Origin of the sequence: Prevotella sp. khp1, assembly GCF_900102205.1 — a bacterium.
Taxonomy (GTDB): domain Bacteria; phylum Bacteroidota; class Bacteroidia; order Bacteroidales; family Bacteroidaceae; genus Prevotella; species Prevotella ruminicola.
Map to the genome: position 1 here is coordinate 1,223,257 of NZ_FNJZ01000001.1, position 17,331 is coordinate 1,240,587.

Annotated in this window: 13 protein-coding genes; 4 read left to right on the top strand and 9 right to left on the bottom strand. The window is 49.4% G+C overall.

Features of this window, described 5'->3' with window-relative positions; translation table 11 throughout:
* The 4 genes from BLR73_RS05100 to BLR73_RS05115 all read right to left on the bottom strand — a co-directional run bounded on the left by BLR73_RS05100 (nucleotide 1) and on the right by BLR73_RS05115 (nucleotide 4,833).
* Nucleotides 1–1,380, bottom strand: a complete 1,380-nt coding sequence (locus tag BLR73_RS05100; protein WP_091859629.1) for a TMEM43 family protein — start codon at nucleotides 1,378–1,380, stop codon at nucleotides 1–3.
* Between the two features lie 78 nt (nucleotides 1,381–1,458).
* The gene (locus BLR73_RS05105; RefSeq protein WP_091859632.1) at nucleotides 1,459–2,886 is read right to left on the bottom strand and encodes a bifunctional metallophosphatase/5'-nucleotidase; all 1,428 of its coding nucleotides are present in this window, start codon (nucleotides 2,884–2,886) and stop codon (nucleotides 1,459–1,461) included.
* Nucleotides 2,887–2,912: 26 nt separating this feature from the next.
* Complete coding sequence (locus BLR73_RS05110; RefSeq protein WP_033149785.1) at nucleotides 2,913–3,116, bottom strand: hypothetical protein; 204 nt, start codon at nucleotides 3,114–3,116, stop codon at nucleotides 2,913–2,915.
* 73 nt (nucleotides 3,117–3,189) lie between these two features.
* The gene (locus tag BLR73_RS05115) at nucleotides 3,190–4,833 is read right to left on the bottom strand and encodes a DUF2207 family protein (protein WP_091859635.1); all 1,644 of its coding nucleotides are present in this window, start codon (nucleotides 4,831–4,833) and stop codon (nucleotides 3,190–3,192) included.
* 140 nt (nucleotides 4,834–4,973) lie between these two features.
* Here BLR73_RS05115 and BLR73_RS05120 point away from each other — a divergent pair, with 140 nt between their 5' ends.
* The 3 genes from BLR73_RS05120 (at nucleotide 4,974) to BLR73_RS05135 (ending at nucleotide 7,543) form a co-directional block, all read left to right on the top strand.
* Nucleotides 4,974–5,378: a PaaI family thioesterase gene (locus BLR73_RS05120; RefSeq protein ID WP_176763616.1), complete on the top strand. Its 405-nt coding sequence runs from the start codon at nucleotides 4,974–4,976 to the stop codon at nucleotides 5,376–5,378.
* A 22-nt stretch (nucleotides 5,379–5,400) separates the two neighbouring features.
* Nucleotides 5,401–5,973 (top strand): TlpA family protein disulfide reductase, encoded by a 573-nt coding sequence (locus tag BLR73_RS05125; protein ID WP_091859640.1) that lies wholly within the window; start codon nucleotides 5,401–5,403, stop codon nucleotides 5,971–5,973.
* 1,012 nt (nucleotides 5,974–6,985) lie between these two features.
* Nucleotides 6,986–7,543: an outer membrane beta-barrel protein gene (locus BLR73_RS05135; RefSeq protein WP_091859643.1), complete on the top strand. Its 558-nt coding sequence runs from the start codon at nucleotides 6,986–6,988 to the stop codon at nucleotides 7,541–7,543.
* A 68-nt stretch (nucleotides 7,544–7,611) separates the two neighbouring features.
* Here BLR73_RS05135 and BLR73_RS05140 read toward each other — a convergent pair whose 3' ends face one another.
* Together BLR73_RS05140 and gap are read right to left on the bottom strand one after the other, a co-directional pair.
* Nucleotides 7,612–8,667 (bottom strand): alpha/beta hydrolase, encoded by a 1,056-nt coding sequence (locus BLR73_RS05140; RefSeq protein WP_091859646.1) that lies wholly within the window; start codon nucleotides 8,665–8,667, stop codon nucleotides 7,612–7,614.
* A 112-nt stretch (nucleotides 8,668–8,779) separates the two neighbouring features.
* On the bottom strand, nucleotides 8,780–9,805 hold the full coding sequence (gene gap / locus BLR73_RS05145; protein WP_013063865.1) for a type I glyceraldehyde-3-phosphate dehydrogenase: 1,026 nt from the start codon (nucleotides 9,803–9,805) through the stop codon (nucleotides 8,780–8,782).
* 259 nt (nucleotides 9,806–10,064) lie between these two features.
* Between gap and mscL the strand changes: the two genes are divergently transcribed.
* Nucleotides 10,065–10,463 (top strand): large-conductance mechanosensitive channel protein MscL, encoded by a 399-nt coding sequence (gene mscL, locus BLR73_RS05150; protein WP_013063381.1) that lies wholly within the window; start codon nucleotides 10,065–10,067, stop codon nucleotides 10,461–10,463.
* Nucleotides 10,464–10,496: 33 nt separating this feature from the next.
* Here mscL and BLR73_RS05155 read toward each other — a convergent pair whose 3' ends face one another.
* The 3 genes from BLR73_RS05155 to guaA all read right to left on the bottom strand — a co-directional run bounded on the left by BLR73_RS05155 (nucleotide 10,497) and on the right by guaA (nucleotide 17,302).
* The gene (locus tag BLR73_RS05155; protein ID WP_176763617.1) at nucleotides 10,497–12,257 is read right to left on the bottom strand and encodes a RagB/SusD family nutrient uptake outer membrane protein; all 1,761 of its coding nucleotides are present in this window, start codon (nucleotides 12,255–12,257) and stop codon (nucleotides 10,497–10,499) included.
* Nucleotides 12,258–12,270: 13 nt separating this feature from the next.
* Complete coding sequence (locus tag BLR73_RS05160; RefSeq protein WP_233456407.1) at nucleotides 12,271–15,489, bottom strand: SusC/RagA family TonB-linked outer membrane protein; 3,219 nt, start codon at nucleotides 15,487–15,489, stop codon at nucleotides 12,271–12,273.
* Nucleotides 15,490–15,697: 208 nt separating this feature from the next.
* The gene (guaA, locus tag BLR73_RS05165) at nucleotides 15,698–17,302 is read right to left on the bottom strand and encodes a glutamine-hydrolyzing GMP synthase (RefSeq protein WP_091859653.1); all 1,605 of its coding nucleotides are present in this window, start codon (nucleotides 17,300–17,302) and stop codon (nucleotides 15,698–15,700) included.
* Between the last annotated feature and the right edge of the window lie 29 nt (nucleotides 17,303–17,331).

Here is a 17,331-nt window from a genome sequence, read left to right on the forward strand (position 1 = left end):
TTACTTGGTTGCAGCCTTAGCGGCCAATTCCTTTAACTTGTCCTTACCCTTAAAGGCGAATACCCATACCAGGAAACCTGCGATAACCAGCAAGGTAATGCCCAACAGCGGACGGTAGAACAGCCATGCCAGGGCAATCACTATCAGGCTCCACACTACACCCAGGATGGTGCATACCAATCCAACACCCCAGCCGAAAATGCCAGCGATGAATGGTACCACCTTCAGGATAGTCTCCAGGAATCCGAAGATGCCCTTCAATCCGCCAATCACCATCAGGATACCCACAATGCGCAGGGCCCACTTAATAAAGTTGTTACCCTCTTGCTCGGCCTCAATAATCTCGTCGCCACTCTTCTTACCCATCACCAGCGTCTGGAATCGCTTGCCGTTCTTGGCCTTAAAGGGCTTAAAGGTGTCGCCATCTACCACGGCCATCACCGTTACCTTGGCAGGCACCACTTTCTCGAAGGTTACACGCACATCACCCACCTCAGGACTTCCAGGCACACGTCCAAAGTACAGCACGTTGCCAGCCTGGTGTACATACGCCAGATCCTTCTTATTCAGAGCAGCCTCCATGGCTTTGTTAATCGAGTCGTTCACAGCCTGTATCGAGTCCAACTGAGCCTTTACCGAATCAGGCAGCAGGGCCTTGATCGAATCGGGGATGGCAGCTGGTTGCTGGGCCTCAGGTGCAGGCTGATTGTTATTCTTTGGGGCACCGTAGAATCGCTCGTAAGCGGTCTGGGTGTTCTTATCCAGCTGCTTCAGCAGATCCTCGGCAATGGCCAGGTCGAGTGCCTCACGCGAAGAAATGGCGTGAATCAGACTCTCGTTCAGCTTATAGGCACCCCACTCTACGTTCTCGGCATACTGCTGGTCATTCTCAACAGTTGTCAGCACCATGTTCTTTTTCTGGTAAGCGGAATCCTTAAACTCAGCACTCTCAACGGGGCGGCTCACCCACTCTTTGGTATAGGTATAGGTGGTAGTAGTTACCTCTTTGCCACCCAACTTGTCTTCGCTCTTTTCCTTAGCATGCTCTACCCACTGGTAGTACTCCACGGTGCGTCGCATGGCAATGGCTGTGGCACCTACGCCAAAATCCTTGTCAATCAGCGAATCCTGCGTGGTGGCCAGTGCCGTACCACAAATCAGTTCGCCCTCCAGCTGGGCATCCTTCTTGGCGGGGTTAGGCATCTCTACATAGGCGCTCCCTGCCTCTTCCAGCATCTTTTCGGTCTTCACTGCACGTCCTTCGTTCCACCAAAGTAATGCAGTACCCAAGCAGAACAGCACAATGCCGCCGCCTATAGCCTTAAACGAATTTCCTACGCGGGTTCCATATCCCGTTGTTCTTACTTCTTGATAAGCCATAATAATAAATAATAGGTTATTGGTTTTTTATAATGTTTAATGTTTAATCTTTAATGTTTAATCTTTAATGTTTAATGTTTAATGTCTAAAAATTCTCCTACTGCCCTGATAGCTCACGTGGCCCTGGTGCTCCAGATAGTCCATCACCAGCTGGGCTGTAATCTTACCGATACCCTTACCTGGGTCCTTACGGTTAGTAGTGCTGATGGCCACCGTATAGCTGTTGGTAATCACCTTGTAGGTCTTTTTCAGGTTCAGCTTCTTACCGTCCTCACCATACAGCACCACCTTTGTCAGGGCCTTGGTAGCAGGGTCAACGGTGTAATCCACCTTCATGCCACCTACATAGGGGAATCCCTGGTTATCGTTGTCGTAGCACTTCTTCATCATGTCAATCAGCTCCTTACCTGTCAGCTGCAGTTCGATAGCCTCGTTCTGGAATGGGTCCAGTCGCAGAGCATCGGCCACGGTAAAGCCACCCACAGGCTTTGTCTCGTAGCGCACACCACCCGGATTCTGGAAACTCAGGTCGGCATGACCCTCCTGTACGTAGGCATCGCACATCATGTTACCCAACTCCTCGTAGCACTCAAATGGTGTGTCCACCTGTGCCAGCACACGATAGAAGGCAGGGTTCTGCGAGAAATAATCCACCAAGGCTCTTACCACCTTATTCTCGTTCTTACCACCGCGAATGGCGATGTTTTCGGCCTGGCGATCCACCACCTTACCATCCTCAAGTGTCAGTGTGGTATGGGTAACACAAGCCAGTCGGTTCTTGTTCTGGGTGATAAACAGGCCATTGTGCATCTCACCACCCTTCAGCTGGGTGTGACTGTGTCCACCTACGATGATATCCACCCAAGGCAGATCCTTCGACACCTTTACATCGCTCTCAAAGCCCAGGTGCGAGAGGAACAGCACCACATCGCACTCCTTGCGCAGAAACTGGTACTGCTGCAATGTCTCCAGAGGGTCGGTAAACTTGATATCAACCGTATTTTTAGGGTGACTCTCGGGGATACCCATCGCACCCAGTGCCACAGCACCTACGATACCCACCTTAATACCGCCGCAATCAAACACCTGGTAAGGCTTTACGTGCATGTTCCACTTGGCATCGGGCTGCACATTGGCACACAGCGTGGGGAAAGCCGACATGCTAACCAGCTTAGCCAAACCCTCCTGTCCGGAGTCGAACTCGTGGTTACCCAGTGTGGTAGCATTAAAACCAATGATATTCATCAGTGCCACCATCGGATAGGCTGGTATCTCGTACATATCGTTCAGGGGTTCGCCCGAACGGTTATCGCCGGCACTCAGCACCAGCAAGTTGGGATACAAGGCACGCAGCGAGTCTGCCACAAAACCCACTCGTGGCATGCACTCTATAGCCGCATGCATATCGTTAGCACTCAGTATGTGTAGCTCTTTCTTTTCGCCGGCCTGAACACACAGTCCTGCCAGCAGCATCATCGATGCCAATACATATTTCTTTTTAAACATAATGTTTAATGTTTCATGTTTAATGTTTAATCTTTAAACTTCAGTCTGATTTGTGTAAATGCACTCGCGGGCGCATCAAGGTCAATCTCATGTCCCCACACGTCAGTTACTTCCAACTGTTCCAAAAACTTTAAGCTCATCCGCCGTCTGGTCAGATAAGAAATCAATGCGTGGCGTATCTCTGCGCCTTCAAACAACTCGATGGTTGTACGATTCACTTTCAGTTTCATTTCGTTATACGTTCCTTATTATTAATGTTCCGCTTGGCTTGTCCAAGAATGTTCAATGTTCAATGTTCAATGATTAACGTACGCCGCCTCCTCCGCCGCCGCCCGAGAAGCCGCCTCCGCCGCCGCCCCACGACGAGTGTCCGCCACCACCGCTTGCACGGTGTTCGCGTGCTGCCTTGGCAGCCACGGCACTCGATGTACTACGCTGCAGGGTACTGTAAATCAGTGGCAGCGTCATGTTGTCGGCCATGGTACTGGCCACACGGTCCATATCAAAGTAGGCAGGGTTCACCTGCTTCATTTCCTTAATCACCTTATCGGCTATACCAAACAGCGTGGCATATATCATATAATCCTTCCACAGCTTTACTTCCTTCAGTTCGCGCTCATCCAGCAGCGTAAATTCTTTCAGGAATTTTCGCAATCCAAACACCTCGTTCACACCCTTATCGTATGGAGGATACTTCGACAGATCCTTCTTGGCGTGCAAGGTAGTGATAAACTGGTCGATAGCACTCTGATGGGTTCTGCTCTTCATATACGATTTCAGCTCCCATGGCTCCAGTATTCTGTCGCTGCCTGCCGCATCCTTAAACATCTTGTACAGCTGGCGCATCAGCACAGGCTGCTTGTCAATATCCTTGTAGTCGTGCATCACAAAGTTGGGTTCCATCTTACCCTTCGAGTTAGGTTTTGTCTCAATGGTGATAACGCCCATGCTGATCAATTTCAGGATACAAGCCGACATCAGGTTATTATAATCGCTGTTAAAATATTTATAGGCATTCAGTATCTTGTTAGCCTCCTGCAGATTGCCGTTCAGGGGCACATCACGATACCACGTCAGCCCCTTGTTCAGTTGGCGCTTGGCCCGCCATACACGGTACATCTGCCACACGGCGCCACCAATAACCAACAGGGCTGCTCCGCCGTAAAACAGGATGAACAGCACCCACTCAAAGGGACTCATATCATCCTCGTCGTCCTCATCGTACACGTAGTCGCTACCCACAAAGGCCTCTTCCTTCTTGTTCTCAAAGGTATCGTTCTCCCATACGGTAGGCTCAAACATGCTCTTGGGGAATTTCACCATCAGGTACAATCCAGCCTCGTCGCTCATGGGCTTGGTGGTCTCGGCCATCACAAAGCCATCCTGCATCCATATCTCGCCCTCAAACTTAAAGCCCCACACGCCGCACGAGTCCTCATTGATTATCATCGTACTGTCGGCAGTGGTAATGGCCACGCGGGCATGCTCAGGTTTTGGCGATACAGCGGTATCCAGGAACACATGGCGGATGGCACACGCATCGGGATAGCCGCGCACCAGTCCAGTCATCACATAGGTGGTGGTGTACGTACGCTCGCCCTCGGCACCCAGGCCCCAGCACAGCTCAAAGCCGCGCTTGGTGGTAACAATACCGCATTTGTACTGTTTCCAACTGCGCGTCTGGTTCACGTCCCAATCCGTATATACATATCGGGCGCCCGTTTCGTCGGTCACTGTCAGGTTCTTTACAATGCTTGGCCCCATGTTAGCCAAGCCAATATAGCACTCTGTACCCTCGCTGTCGATGGTCATCTGTCGTGTTTCGGTAATCAGGGCATCGCCATTCCTGTCAAGCACCACCCGTATGTCCAGGTCGTGTAACTGCGGACGGGCCAATACCTGTATTACCCCAAGCAGCAAAAGTACGATTGTCAATTTCGCTTTCATTACAAGGTGCAAATTTAAAAAATAGTGCCGAAAGTAGCACCTTTCGACACTAATATTTAACGTTTCTTCCTTTAAACTATGTTAATTGGCTTTAATAAAACATATTTTTATGTATCTTTGCACGCAAAAACAGTACAATCATGGATATTAAAGAATTACTGAACCAGACCGACCATTTTGCAGCCAACGCAGGTTGTAGGATTGTAGAGGTAGACGATCAGCATGCTGTAGCAGAGATGACCGTAACCTCCATGCACCTGAATGGCGGACATGTTTGCCAGGGTGGTGCTTTGTTCACTTTAGCCGACCTTGCCATCGCCGCCTTGATGAACCAGCACGGCGAGTTAACCTTCGGCATCTCCAACAACATCATGTTTGTGGCCAGTGCCATCGAGGGCGACCATCTCAGGGCCGAAGCTACCTTCGTAGCCGATCACCATAAGATTCCCTCTGTTCAGGTTAGCGTCACCAATCAGGAGGGCAAACTCATCTGTCACGTCACCGGCATGGGCTACCGCAAATCCAAGCCGCTTCCGAAAGAATAAATCATACATTAAACTAATAAAAATGAAAGCTATCATTCTCCTAACAGCATTAACATTATCCATCACCGCCTCGGCACAGGATAAAGAGCGCGATGCCATCGTTCAGCACTACATGAGTCTTTCTGCCCAGCTGAAAGCAAGCACGCAGTCAGCCATCAAGTCCGATGGTTCGTTCTACTATCCCCATGCAGGCGATAAGTTCCCAACTTTCTCTGATAAAGACATCGATGGCAACACCTGGAACTCCGATAGCATCCGTGGTCGTGTAGCCGTATTTAATCTATGGTATTCCGGCTGTAGACCATGCCTTGCTGAGATGCCGATTCTTTCAGAATGGAAGCAGCAGCTACCCGAAGTGTTGTATTTTTCAGCAACATTCCACGATGCTGCCACCACCAAACGAATCACCGACAACCGTCAGTTCAGCTGGATCCATCTTGTTGAAGACAAGACCATGATGCCATGGATTGGTTCATTAGGATTTCCACTCACCATCGTAGTCGACAAGCAGGGCATCGTACGTTACGCCGTTCACGGCACATCAGAGCAAAAGCGCGCCGAAATCCTCGACGCCATCAAGTCCGCACTCAAATGACACTCAATGGTACATTAGTTCATTAGTTCATTTCCAATTCTAAGAGACACAAGCAGGAGGGCGAGAGAGGGTAACGGGAGGTGGAGACTATATATATTCTATATTATATATTAAATTTATATATATTATAATATATATAAATTATATAAAGCAATAAGAGTCCACGGATGCGCTACTAAATTTTACAAAATGAACTAATGAACTAATGTACCATTCCAACCCGCCAGCAGGGCATTTTATGTAGTACGGCAGAATCTGGTGGATAGTTTACGAGTTTTCTGTAAATCCTGCCGAACTTTCTCTTAGATAGCTTGGCTGTATCTCGAGGATTGCTGATAGATACATTATTTGTGAAGTAATATTAATTTACAATAAAAAAACAAGGTCCAAAAAACGTTTGGAGGGTAACATTTTTATTTGTACCTTTGCATCGTCAAAAAGAAACAAGTGCACACGTGGATTGAGACACACTAAGAGATTAAGTAACAAGAGTATTAACCATTAAAATTAAAAAGTATTAGAGTATGGCAAAGATTTTTTATGAGTTGTGACAGAACAAGAACAACAAGTCGCAGGTATTTGGCAAGTGGTTCGCCCACAGTAAGAGTATTGAAACCCTGAACACCCGCAAGCTGGCAAAGCACATCTGTGAGCACGGTAGTGTTTATACGCAGGATGTAGTATTTGGTGTGCTGGAGAAGTTCCGTAGCTGTCTGGTGTAGATGCTGCTGGAGAGCAAGCGAGTAAACATCTCGAGTCGTGAGTTCCTGAAGAAGGCCGAGTTTGTGATTTCCGTAGGGTTTTCCCTATCCACAAAGGATTTTTACTATATTTTTTAAATAGGCCGTTTTTTGTGATTCTGGTCAACAATATAGGCCTAATCCGCCATTTTCTACGAAACTTTTGCTTGGTTTAAAGTTTTCGCCTTACCTTTGCAGTGCATTTAGAATCAAAACAGGCGGTACTTTTGGGAGACCAAATGTATATGTTTAATTATTAAAAAGAAAAGAAAATGAAAAAGATTTTTATGACACTCGCAGCAGTGTGTGTAGCTGCAACAATGAATGCGCAGGTTTACGTAGGTGGTGGTCTTGGTCTGGCTTCTACATCTCAGGATGGCAACACCAACACTAGCCTTAAGCTCATGCCTGAGATTGGTTACAACATCAACGATAGCTGGGCCATTGGTGTAGCTTTCGGATATGCCGAGAACGAGCAGAAGGTAAAAGCTGGCAATCTCACTGTATCAGCCAAGGACAAGGTATTCCAGATTAATCCTTACGCCCGTTACACCTTTGCTAAGTTTGATAAGGTAAACCTCTTCCTGGATGGTGGTTTAGATTATATCCACGAGGATCCCGCTGTAGGTAACAAGGTAAACACCTTTGGTCTGGGCATCAAGCCAGGTATTGCAGTTAACCTCAACGATAAGCTCAGCTTTGTAGCTCACGCTGGTTTCCTGGGCTGGCAGAGCGAGAAGGAGGATGTAGATGGCGCCAAGGCTGCTAACACCTTTGGTTTCGACCTCGATGGTTCTAACCTCAGCTTCGGTGTTTACTACAACTTCTAATAGTAAAACCTTAGTTTATATAAATCAAAAAAAAGATGGCTGCATCGTTGCCGGTGCAGCCATTATTTTTATTTAAAGTTCTTACGGACGCCTTGCCACTCGGGGAATTTGAGCTTGAGGTACTCATCGTCGAGGAAGAGGGCCGACTGGCCTACCTGGCCTTTGAGCTGCCAGTCGAGCCATTTTACAACGGCCTTGGCATAGTTGCCACCGTGGGCCTCGTAATAGGTACCACTGTGGCCATCCTTAGAGTTGAGCATCACTACGGGGATATCGTCGGCAATACGCTCGTAATCCTTCTGGGCGTTGGCATAGGCGATATCGGCTGGACCACCAATCATATAGAACATAGGGGTGTGCAGATTCTTAAGGCACTCCTTGGTGGCACCCATCATCTCCATATCGCCAATACCGGTGTTGAGCATCACGCAGGTGCGGATACGGGGATCGTAGGCGATGGCAAGCACCTGAGCGCCACCACACGACTGACCCATGGCAGCAACACGCTGCAGATCGAGACAGTGGTAATACTCGGAACCAGCGGCGGCATTCTGCTCGGTGAGCCAATCGAGCACCTCGAGCAGCATCTTAGGATAGGTACTGAACTGAGGAGCAGCGGGCTGCTTAGCGGCTTTCTTAGCCTTCTTGGTGGCCTGGGCCATCATCTTGGCCTGCTCTTCCTGCTGGGCCTTAATCTCCTCAGCGGTAAGAGGCTTAATCTCCTCGCCATTGGCCATCACTACCTTGCCTTTGGTGGCAGGATAGGCTGATTTGAGCACACCACGCCACTGAGCCATGACATCGGCCTCGTCGTAAGGACCGATAGCAGCAGCCACGTAGCCATACGAGGCTACCTCGCTGAGCAGCAGGCGCATCTCTACATTATTATTAAAGCAGGCGCCGTTGGCATAAACGATAACGGGCAGGGCGCCTTTCTGGGCCACCACCTGCTGCAGGTTCTGCGGGCGATAAACGGTGAAGCCTGGGCAGGAGGCATCGCCTACCACCTCAGACTTAAAGGGGCCTGTACCTCCCTCTTCTACAATCTGTTTCTGAACTGTCTGGGCATTAACCAGCCCGGTACTTGCTGCGAACAGCATAGCTGATAATAGTAACTTTTTCATTTTTACGTTAGGTTTACTGTAATAATACGTTATTTTACGATGGCAAAGGTACACAAAAAAAGCCACCCGACAAAATCGAGTGGCTTAAAATATGTCAAACTAAGATTTGATCTTATTTGAGCTCAGCGAGGTACTTGATAGTACGAACCATCTGAGAAGTGTAAGAGTTCTCGTTGTCGTACCAAGAAACAACCTGTACGAGTGAGTTGCCGTCCTCCATCTTGCTTACCATTGTCTGGTTAGCGTCGAAGAGTGAACCGAACTTCATACCGATGATGTCGCTAGAAACGAGCTTCTCCTCAGTGTAACCGAAGCTCTCGTTAGCAGCAGCCTTCATGGCAGCGTTGATGCTCTCAACAGTTACATCACCCTTAACAACAGCGTGCAGGATAGTTGTAGAACCAGTTGGAGTTGGAACGCGCTGAGCAGCACCGATGAGCTTACCGTTGAGCTCAGGAATTACGAGACCGATAGCCTTAGCAGCACCAGTTGAGTTAGGAACGATGTTCTGAGCACCAGCACGAGCACGCTGAACATCACCCTTGCGCTGAGGACCGTCGAGAATCATCTGGTCACCTGTGTAAGCGTGAACAGTTGTCATGATACCGCTCTGGATTGGAGCGAGGTCGTTCAGAGCCTTTGTCATAGGAGCCAGGCAGTTTGTTGTACAAGAAGCAGCGCTGATAACAGTGTCAGCAGGAGTCAGAGTCTTGTGGTTTACATTGTAAACGATAGTAGGCAGATCGTTACCAGCAGGAGCAGAGATAACAACCTTCTTAGCACCAGCAGTGAGGTGAGCAGAAGCCTTCTCCTTAGATGTGTAGAAACCTGTGCACTCCAGAACAACGTCTACATCCAGCTTACCCCAAGGGAGCTCAGCAGCGTTAGGAATAGCATAGATAGTGATCTTCTGACCATCAACAACGATGTAATCCTCACCAGCCTCTACAGTGTGCTTGTTCTCACCAATCTTGCCACAGAAACCACCCTGAGCGGTATCGTACTTCAGCAGGTGAGCGAGCATCTTAGGACTTGTCAAGTCGTTGATTGCTACTACTTCATAACCTTCAGCCTCGAACATCTGACGGAATGCGAGACGACCAATACGGCCAAAACCGTTAATTGCTACTTTTGTCATTTTCTTAATTATTTAAATGGGTTATACCTATTATTACTAACTTTTTTAGCTCGAAAAACGAACTTTTTTTTATTTTCGGATGCAAAGTTACAAAATTATTCCTATATTTGCAGCATAAATCACTTAAAAATAAAGTGAAAAGTGAAAACTGAAAAGTAAAAAGTATAAAAATCGGCGGCAAAAAACCAATGATTGCAAAATACAGATTACAATTCACACATTAATATATTAAACATTAAACATTAAACATTTAAAGCTTATGGGATTTATTAAAGAATTCAAGGAGTTTGCCGTTAAGGGCAATGTGATGGACATGGCAGTGGGTGTTATCATTGGCGGTGCCTTTGGTAAGATTGTAAGCTCGCTGGTTGACGATGTACTGATGCCTGTTGTAGGTATGGTTACTGGCAATGTAGATTTTACCAGCCTGGCTTTCCAGATTGGCGAAGGCGAGGGTGCAGCTGTGCTGAAGTATGGTACGTTTATACAGAACGTGGTAGATTTTGTGATCGTGGCATTCTGTATCTTCCTGATGCTGAAGGGTATTAACAAACTGAACCGCAAGAAGGAAGAGCCTGCTCCAGAGCCCGAGGCTCCAAAGGGTCCCACCCAGGAAGAGCTGCTGGCTGAGATCAGAGATCTTCTTAAGAACAAATAATAAAAATCCCCGCCGATTGGCGGGGTTTTTATTTTACTTAAACTTATACGGCAGGTCGCCCTTGGCCCAGTTGGTGCCATCGCCCCAGCCGGGGTTCTGCTCGAGCACACCCTCCGACAGGGTTACCTGATCCTCAGGAATCTTGAAGAATCCACCACCCGTTTCGTTATAACGCTGCATAAAATCGTTGGTAAAGGCATACTCGCCAGGAATACCCTGGTTGGTAATCTTGTTGCCTACCTGATTCTTAACCTTCTCGGCCACATCGCCCCAACGGCGCAGGTCGTTCCAGCGCAGGGCCTCGAAACACAACTCGTAGCGGCGCTCCTTTTTAAGGGCAGCCAGACTGTAGTTGATATCGTTCAAACCGGCACGCTGGCGAACGGCATTCAGTCCGCTCTTGCCATTGAGCACAGCCTTACCATCGGTAAGCTCGGAGTGCATGAGCAGCACATCGGCAAAGCGCAGCCATACCAGCGACTGAGTAAGACCCGACTGGCGGTTGTTCTCAGAGCCATAGTAGTAGGCATAGCTAAGGTAGCGGCTGCTATGATCCTCGCTATAGGCCTCGCAACCTATGTACTTCTTAGCCAGCAGGTTGGTGTTCTCTACCTCCTTGGCGGGATCGCCCTTGTACTTAGGAATCTCGACGGCACGATCGCAGATAGAACCTACACGGCGATAGTCGCCCTGATAGTCGGGATCGGCAGCCCAATCGGTCCACAGTTTTTCGCATACAGGACCGTTAGAATAACCCTGAACTGAGAATGGGAAGGCATCAACAGTGGTCTTGCGCAGGCCGTAGAACTCAACAATACGGTTGTGGCGCAACTGCGAGTCGGCACTCCAACCAGCCTTGTTACTCATCTTAACGGCAAACATGTTCTCCATATTCTCGTCGGTCACCCAATTCAAACCGTTGTCGAGGGCATAAGGATAATCCTTGGCGGTATAGGGGTTGGTGTAAGGCCACAGGTTGCGCTGATCGCTAACCAGGCCAAAGCCAGAGTTCTGAATACAATCCTCGAGCCATGAGGCTACCTGAGCCTTTGAGATGCTACCACCCTCGGCCAAAGGCAGCTCGCTCTTGTTATAGAAACCTGTATAGAACAGCCATACACGGGCCATCAAACCCTCGGCAGCCCATTTTGAGGCACGACCCTCGCCAAAGGCGGGATACTTGGTTGAAGGACCAATCTCGATAGCAGCCTTGAGGTCGCTACCAATCTGGGCATACACCTCGTCGGCCGTGGCGCGTGGCAGGTTCTGCGGATCGGTGCTGAGAACCAGGGGCACACCATTAAACACCTGAGCGAGGTTGAAATAATAGAATGCACGCAGGAAGTAGATTTCGCAAAGCAACTGCTTTTTCTTATCGGGCGAGCTCCACTCAGTAACATTGTCGATGGTTTCGAGCGCGTTGTTGGCACGGTTGATACCAGCATAACGCTGCTTCCACATGGGTTTCATCCAATCCACATAGGCATTCATGAGGCGATCTACACCCTGAGCACCGATGTTACTCTGACTACCACCACCCAGGCGGTCGTCGCCAGCGATATCGAACACAAAGAAGGGATCTTCCTCGGGGTCGGCCAGGTTGCGGTTCATAACAGAGTAGATACCATTTACCATCTGCACGGCATCGGTCTCGTTAACAGGGAAGTTCGAGGTATCCTTCATCGTAAGGTTCTCGGTATCCAGGAAATCGTCGCAGGCGCAAGCCAGCAATATGGCTGCTACTGCAATGCCAAAATTACGTAATTTAAGCATGAAAGATTTATCGTGTTTCATAATTACCATGAGTTTAGAAGTTTATATTCAGTCCTACCTGCCATGAACGAGCCGATGGATAGTAACCACAGTCGATACCCGAAGCCCAGCTGGTGCCATTGCCGAAACCTACCTCAGGATCCATACCCGAGTAGCCGGTAAAGCAGAAGTAATTGCTGAGGGCTACGTAGAGGCGGCACTTCTGCACGGGCAGCTTGTTGTAGAGCTTCTTAAAGTCGTAGCCAAAGGCGATGCGAGAGATCTTGAAGAAGTCGGCATCCTCTACCCAAACCTTCGAGATTTCGCTCATGTTCACGTTCTTACCATCAGAGAAGCGTGGATACTTGTTGGTGCTACCCTCGCCTGTCCAGTACTTGGTGTAAACATCGGTACAATAGTTATCATCGGGGTGATCGGAGAACTGACGATAGCTTTTGGCCACCTGCTGACCGAACGAGCCGTAGCCATTCAGAGCCAGGTCGAAGCCCTTATAAGCCAGGTTGATGTTAAGACCTACGGTAAAGTCGGGGTTAGGATCACCAATCATGGTCTTGTCGGCATCGCCGGTATCAATCTTACCATTGCCGTTCACATCCACGAACTTCACGTCGCCAGGCTGCAGCGATTCGCCCTGCAGCGAGTTCTTCTTATCGCCACTACAGTTGCGGTTGATGTAATCCTGCAGGTCGGCCTCGTTCTGGATGATACCTTCCATGGCATAGCCCCAGAAGTAGCCGATAGGATAACCTACCTGCAAGCGATACAGCTCGGCGGTGTTCTGGGCGATGGCATTAGAACCACCATGGATGATACCCTCGGAGTTGGCCAGGCGGGTAACCTCGTTCTTATTATGCGAGAAGTTGAAGGTTACGCCATATACAAAGTCCTTACCCACCTTATCGTTCCAGGTGAGCTGCACCTCGTAACCCTTGTTCTGGATATCACCACCATTCACGTAAGGCGCACCTGTACCGTACGACAGCAGCATGGGCGCACGCACCAGCCAGTCCTTGGTGGTTTTGTTATACCAGTCGAAGGCCACGCCCAAACGGTTGTTCAGGAATCGGGCATCGAAACCAAGGTCTAACTGCTCAGAGGTTTCCCACTTTACATCCTTGTTAGGCAGGATGTTAGGATAAGCACCGATGCCTGGATTATCCTTGCTCTCGAAATAATAAGGATCGTCGAACGCGATGGTACCTACATACTGGAAGTTAGAGATGTTACAGTTACCATTCTGACCCCAGCTGGCACGAATCTTCAGGAAGTCGAGCCACGACTTGGTCTTCTCCATAAACGATTCATTGGTGATAACCCAACCAGCGCTGACTGATGGGAAATAACCCCAGCGCTTGCCACGGGCAAAGTTCGACGAACCATCGGCACGCAGCACGAGCGAGAGCAGATAGGTCTCATCATAGTTATAGTTGATACGACCGAAGAACGACGACAGGGCACCCTGATCCTCGGGGCTACCACCTATCGAGGTGTAGGCAGGGTCAACCACATTGGCGTTGGTGATATAGGCATGATCGAACGAGCCAGGGAACAGCGAGTTACTGTTAGTAACGCTGACACTGCTGCCATAGCCCCACTTCTCGATACTCTGCCCCAGCAGGGCGTCGATATTATGCAGACCGAACGATTTGACGTAGTTGATGGTGTTCTCTAACGACCAGCGGATGCTGTACGACTGGTTCTGACTCACGTCGTCGTTAGGATTCGATTTCTTGGTACTGAGCTCGTAAACGGGCTTGTAGCTGCGACCCTCGCGATGGCGATACAGCCAACCGGCACTGGCACGATAAGTAAGGTCCTTGATGGGCGAGAACTCGAGGAAGAAGTTGCTCTGCAGGCGCCAGCCCTTGGTATAGCCGTAGCCCTCGTCGTACTTCATCTGAGCCAACGGGTTGGCCATCTCGGCACTGAAATCCCAGCCATCGGCCACAATATCCTTGTACTCGAAGAAGCTGCCATCCTCGTTGTAAGCAGGCAGCAGCGGACTCATGGCCAGCAGGTTACGGATGCTGTTACCATAGATACCACCAATGCTTACACCTTTCTTATTAGTAGCCGAGAAGGTGATATTCTCGCCGAACTTGAGCACGTCGCGGCCCTTCTTGCGGATGAGCGAGTAATCGGAGTTAAGGCGAACGGTATAGCGATCGTACTTAGGATCGGCAGGATAGCCGATGGTACCCGTCTGGTGATACTTACTGAAACCTAACGAGAAGCGCGACACATCGCTACCACCAATGATATTTACTGAGGCATTGTGCATGGGCGCATCGTGGATGGTTGTCTCCTCCAGCCAGTTGGTGCCATTCCAAGTGCCATTCATAATCTGTGCATACTGCTTGGGAATCAGCTTGGCCCAGTCGTAGGTGCTCACACCCTGTATCTGGTAGGCCTTATCGTTAATCTCCATATACTGCTTGGCATTCAGCGGAGTAACACCATTGGTGTTAGGATTCTGCCATCCCATATAACCATCGAAGGTTACCTGCACCTTGCCACTCTTACCCTTCTTGGTGGTTACCAGGATAACACCGTTTGAGGCACGGGCACCATAGATGGCACTCGAAGCAGCATCCTTGAGCACGTCGATACTCTCGATATCGTTAGGCGACAGGTCGGTGATAGATCCACCAGGCACACCATCGATAACATACAGCGGGGTGTTGCTACCGGCTGTACCCATACCACGGATAACCACCTTGTAGCTCTCGCCTGGCTGACCAGAGTTCATCACGATGTTCATACCGGCAGCCTGACTCTGCAGGGCACCAAAGGCATCAACGGCATTGATGGCTGCGATATTATCAGACGTTACGTGTACGGTTGAACCTGTAACCAGCTTTTTGCGCTGGGTACCATAACCCACTACCACCACATCGTTGAGCACCTCGGAATCCTCTTCCAAAGTAACATTCACACTCTTGCCGGCGGTAGGCTTAACAGTTACATTCTTGTAACCCACAAAAGAGATACGGATACTTGCACCCCTGGCAACGGTAATGCTGAAGGAACCATCGGCTCCTGTAAGCGTTCCATTACTCTGTGTGCCTAACTCAATGACACTGGCACCTATGACAGGTTCGCCACTGGTGTCGAGAACCACACCCTTTACCTGCACAGTAGGCTTAGCCTGAGTAACAACCTGACTAGCTCGCGCCTGAGTCACGGGCATGGTTGAACCCATAACCAACATTCCTGCACAAACAGCAGAAAGGATCTTTGAATAGTTGTACATAATGATAATAATTAATTAGTAATATAACCGGTAATTGGTTTCTAGTTCCATGTTATATCAACCCTATGTTTATGGCTAGGATTGATTAATTCAGCATGTTTGATTTTTAACGTCGCAAATATACGATATATATCTGATAGTTGCAAGTAATTTAAGGATTTTAACAAAAAAGCCCTGCCTTGCGGCAGAGCTTTTAATGTGATGATGTTTACTCCCACTCGATGGTTGCGGGTGGTTTCGACGAGATATCGTAGCAAACGCGGTTTACGCCACGTACCTTATTAATTATCTCGTTACTTACCTTAGCCATGAAGTCGTAAGGCAGATGTGCCCAGTCGGCTGTCATTGCATCGGTACTGGTTACAGCACGCAGGGCTACGGGATGCTCGTAGGTACGCTCATCGCCCATCACACCTACACTGCGAACAGTAGAAAGCAGGATGGCACCTGCCTGCCAGATCTGATCGTAGAGCGAAACCTCGATCTCGCCATCCTTCATATCGGCAGGGATACCGGCAGCCAGCACCTTGCGGGCCTCTTCGCCACTCAGCTTTACCTTGTAATCGCGCAGGCCGCGGATATAGATATCGTCGGCATCCTGCAGGATACGTACCTTCTCAGGAGTGATATCGCCCAGGATACGAACAGCCAAGCCAGGACCAGGGAAGGGGTGACGGGTAATCAAGTGCTCGGGCATGCCCAACTGGCGACCTACACGACGAACCTCGTCCTTGAACAACCACTGCAGGGGCTCGCAAAGCTGCAAGTGCATCTCCTTAGGCAGACCGCCTACGTTGTGGTGGCTCTTAATCACCTTACCTGTAATATTCAAGCTCTCGATACGGTCGGGGTAGATAGTACCCTGAGCCAGCCACTTGGCATCGGTAATCTTCTTAGCCTCGGCATTGAACACCTCAACGAAGTCGCGACCAATAATCTTGCGCTTCTGCTCAGGATCGGTAACACCAGCCAGATCGGCAAAGAACTTAGCGCTGGCATCAACACCTATCACATTCAGGCCCAGCACCTTGTAGTCCTCCATCACCTGGGTGAACTCGTTCTTACGCAGCATACCATGATCTACAAAGATACAGGTAAGGCGATTGCCGATAGCCTTGTTGAGCAGTACAGCAGCAACAGATGAATCGACACCACCTGAGAGGCCGAGAATCACACGGTCGTCGCCCAGCTGAGCCTTGAGTTCGGCTACGGTAGAATCGACGAACGAAGCGGCACTCCACTCCTGCTTACTGCCACAGATATCAACTACGAAGTTCTTCAGGAGCTGTGTGCCCTGCAGGGTGTGGAACACCTCGGGGTGGAACTGTACAGCCCATACGCCATCGCGCCAGAATGCAGCGTTCTTAACGTCCTTAGTAGAACCAATAACCTCGAAACCCTCGGGGATTGAGGTGATGGTGTCGCCATGGCTCATCCAAACCTGAGAGTGCTGCTCGAAACCTTTGAACAGAGGGTTCGTGGTGTCGACAGTCTCAAGGTTGGCACGTCCATACTCGCGAGAGTCGGCCTTTTCGACCTTACCACCCAGGGTGTGACTGATGAACTGAGCACCATAGCAGATACCCAGCACTGGCACACGACCTACAAACTGCAATAGGTCGACCTTGAAAGCCTCAGGATCGTGTACCGAGTAGGGCGAACCACTCAGAATTACACCAATCACCGAGGGATCGTCCTTCGGGAATTTGTTGTAGGGCATAATCTCGCAGAAGGTGTCCAGCTCGCGCACACGACGGCCGATAAGCTGCGTGGTTTGCGAACCGAAATCGAGAATAATAATCTTCTGTGTCATACTTATATTAATAATTGAACATTGAGCAT

Excerpts from the sequence above, each read along its gene's own strand:
- BLR73_RS05100 (WP_091859629.1), bottom strand. The coding sequence starts at position 1,380 with ATGGCTTATCAAGAAGTAAGAACAACGGGATATGGAACCCGCGTAGGA.
- BLR73_RS05105 (WP_091859632.1), bottom strand. The coding sequence starts at position 2,886 with ATGTTTAAAAAGAAATATGTATTGGCATCGATGATGCTGCTGGCAGGA.
- BLR73_RS05110 (WP_033149785.1), bottom strand. The coding sequence starts at position 3,116 with ATGAAACTGAAAGTGAATCGTACAACCATCGAGTTGTTTGAAGGCGCA.
- BLR73_RS05115 (WP_091859635.1), bottom strand. The coding sequence starts at position 4,833 with ATGAAAGCGAAATTGACAATCGTACTTTTGCTGCTTGGGGTAATACAG.
- BLR73_RS05120 (WP_176763616.1), top strand. The coding sequence starts at position 4,974 with ATGGATATTAAAGAATTACTGAACCAGACCGACCATTTTGCAGCCAAC.
- BLR73_RS05125 (WP_091859640.1), top strand. The coding sequence starts at position 5,401 with ATGAAAGCTATCATTCTCCTAACAGCATTAACATTATCCATCACCGCC.
- BLR73_RS05135 (WP_091859643.1), top strand. The coding sequence starts at position 6,986 with ATGAAAAAGATTTTTATGACACTCGCAGCAGTGTGTGTAGCTGCAACA.
- BLR73_RS05140 (WP_091859646.1), bottom strand. The coding sequence starts at position 8,667 with ATGAAAAAGTTACTATTATCAGCTATGCTGTTCGCAGCAAGTACCGGG.
- gap (WP_013063865.1), bottom strand. The coding sequence starts at position 9,805 with ATGACAAAAGTAGCAATTAACGGTTTTGGCCGTATTGGTCGTCTCGCA.
- mscL (WP_013063381.1), top strand. The coding sequence starts at position 10,065 with ATGGGATTTATTAAAGAATTCAAGGAGTTTGCCGTTAAGGGCAATGTG.
- BLR73_RS05155 (WP_176763617.1), bottom strand. The coding sequence starts at position 12,257 with ATGAAACACGATAAATCTTTCATGCTTAAATTACGTAATTTTGGCATT.
- BLR73_RS05160 (WP_233456407.1), bottom strand. The coding sequence starts at position 15,489 with ATGTACAACTATTCAAAGATCCTTTCTGCTGTTTGTGCAGGAATGTTG.
- guaA (WP_091859653.1), bottom strand. The coding sequence starts at position 17,302 with ATGACACAGAAGATTATTATTCTCGATTTCGGTTCGCAAACCACGCAG.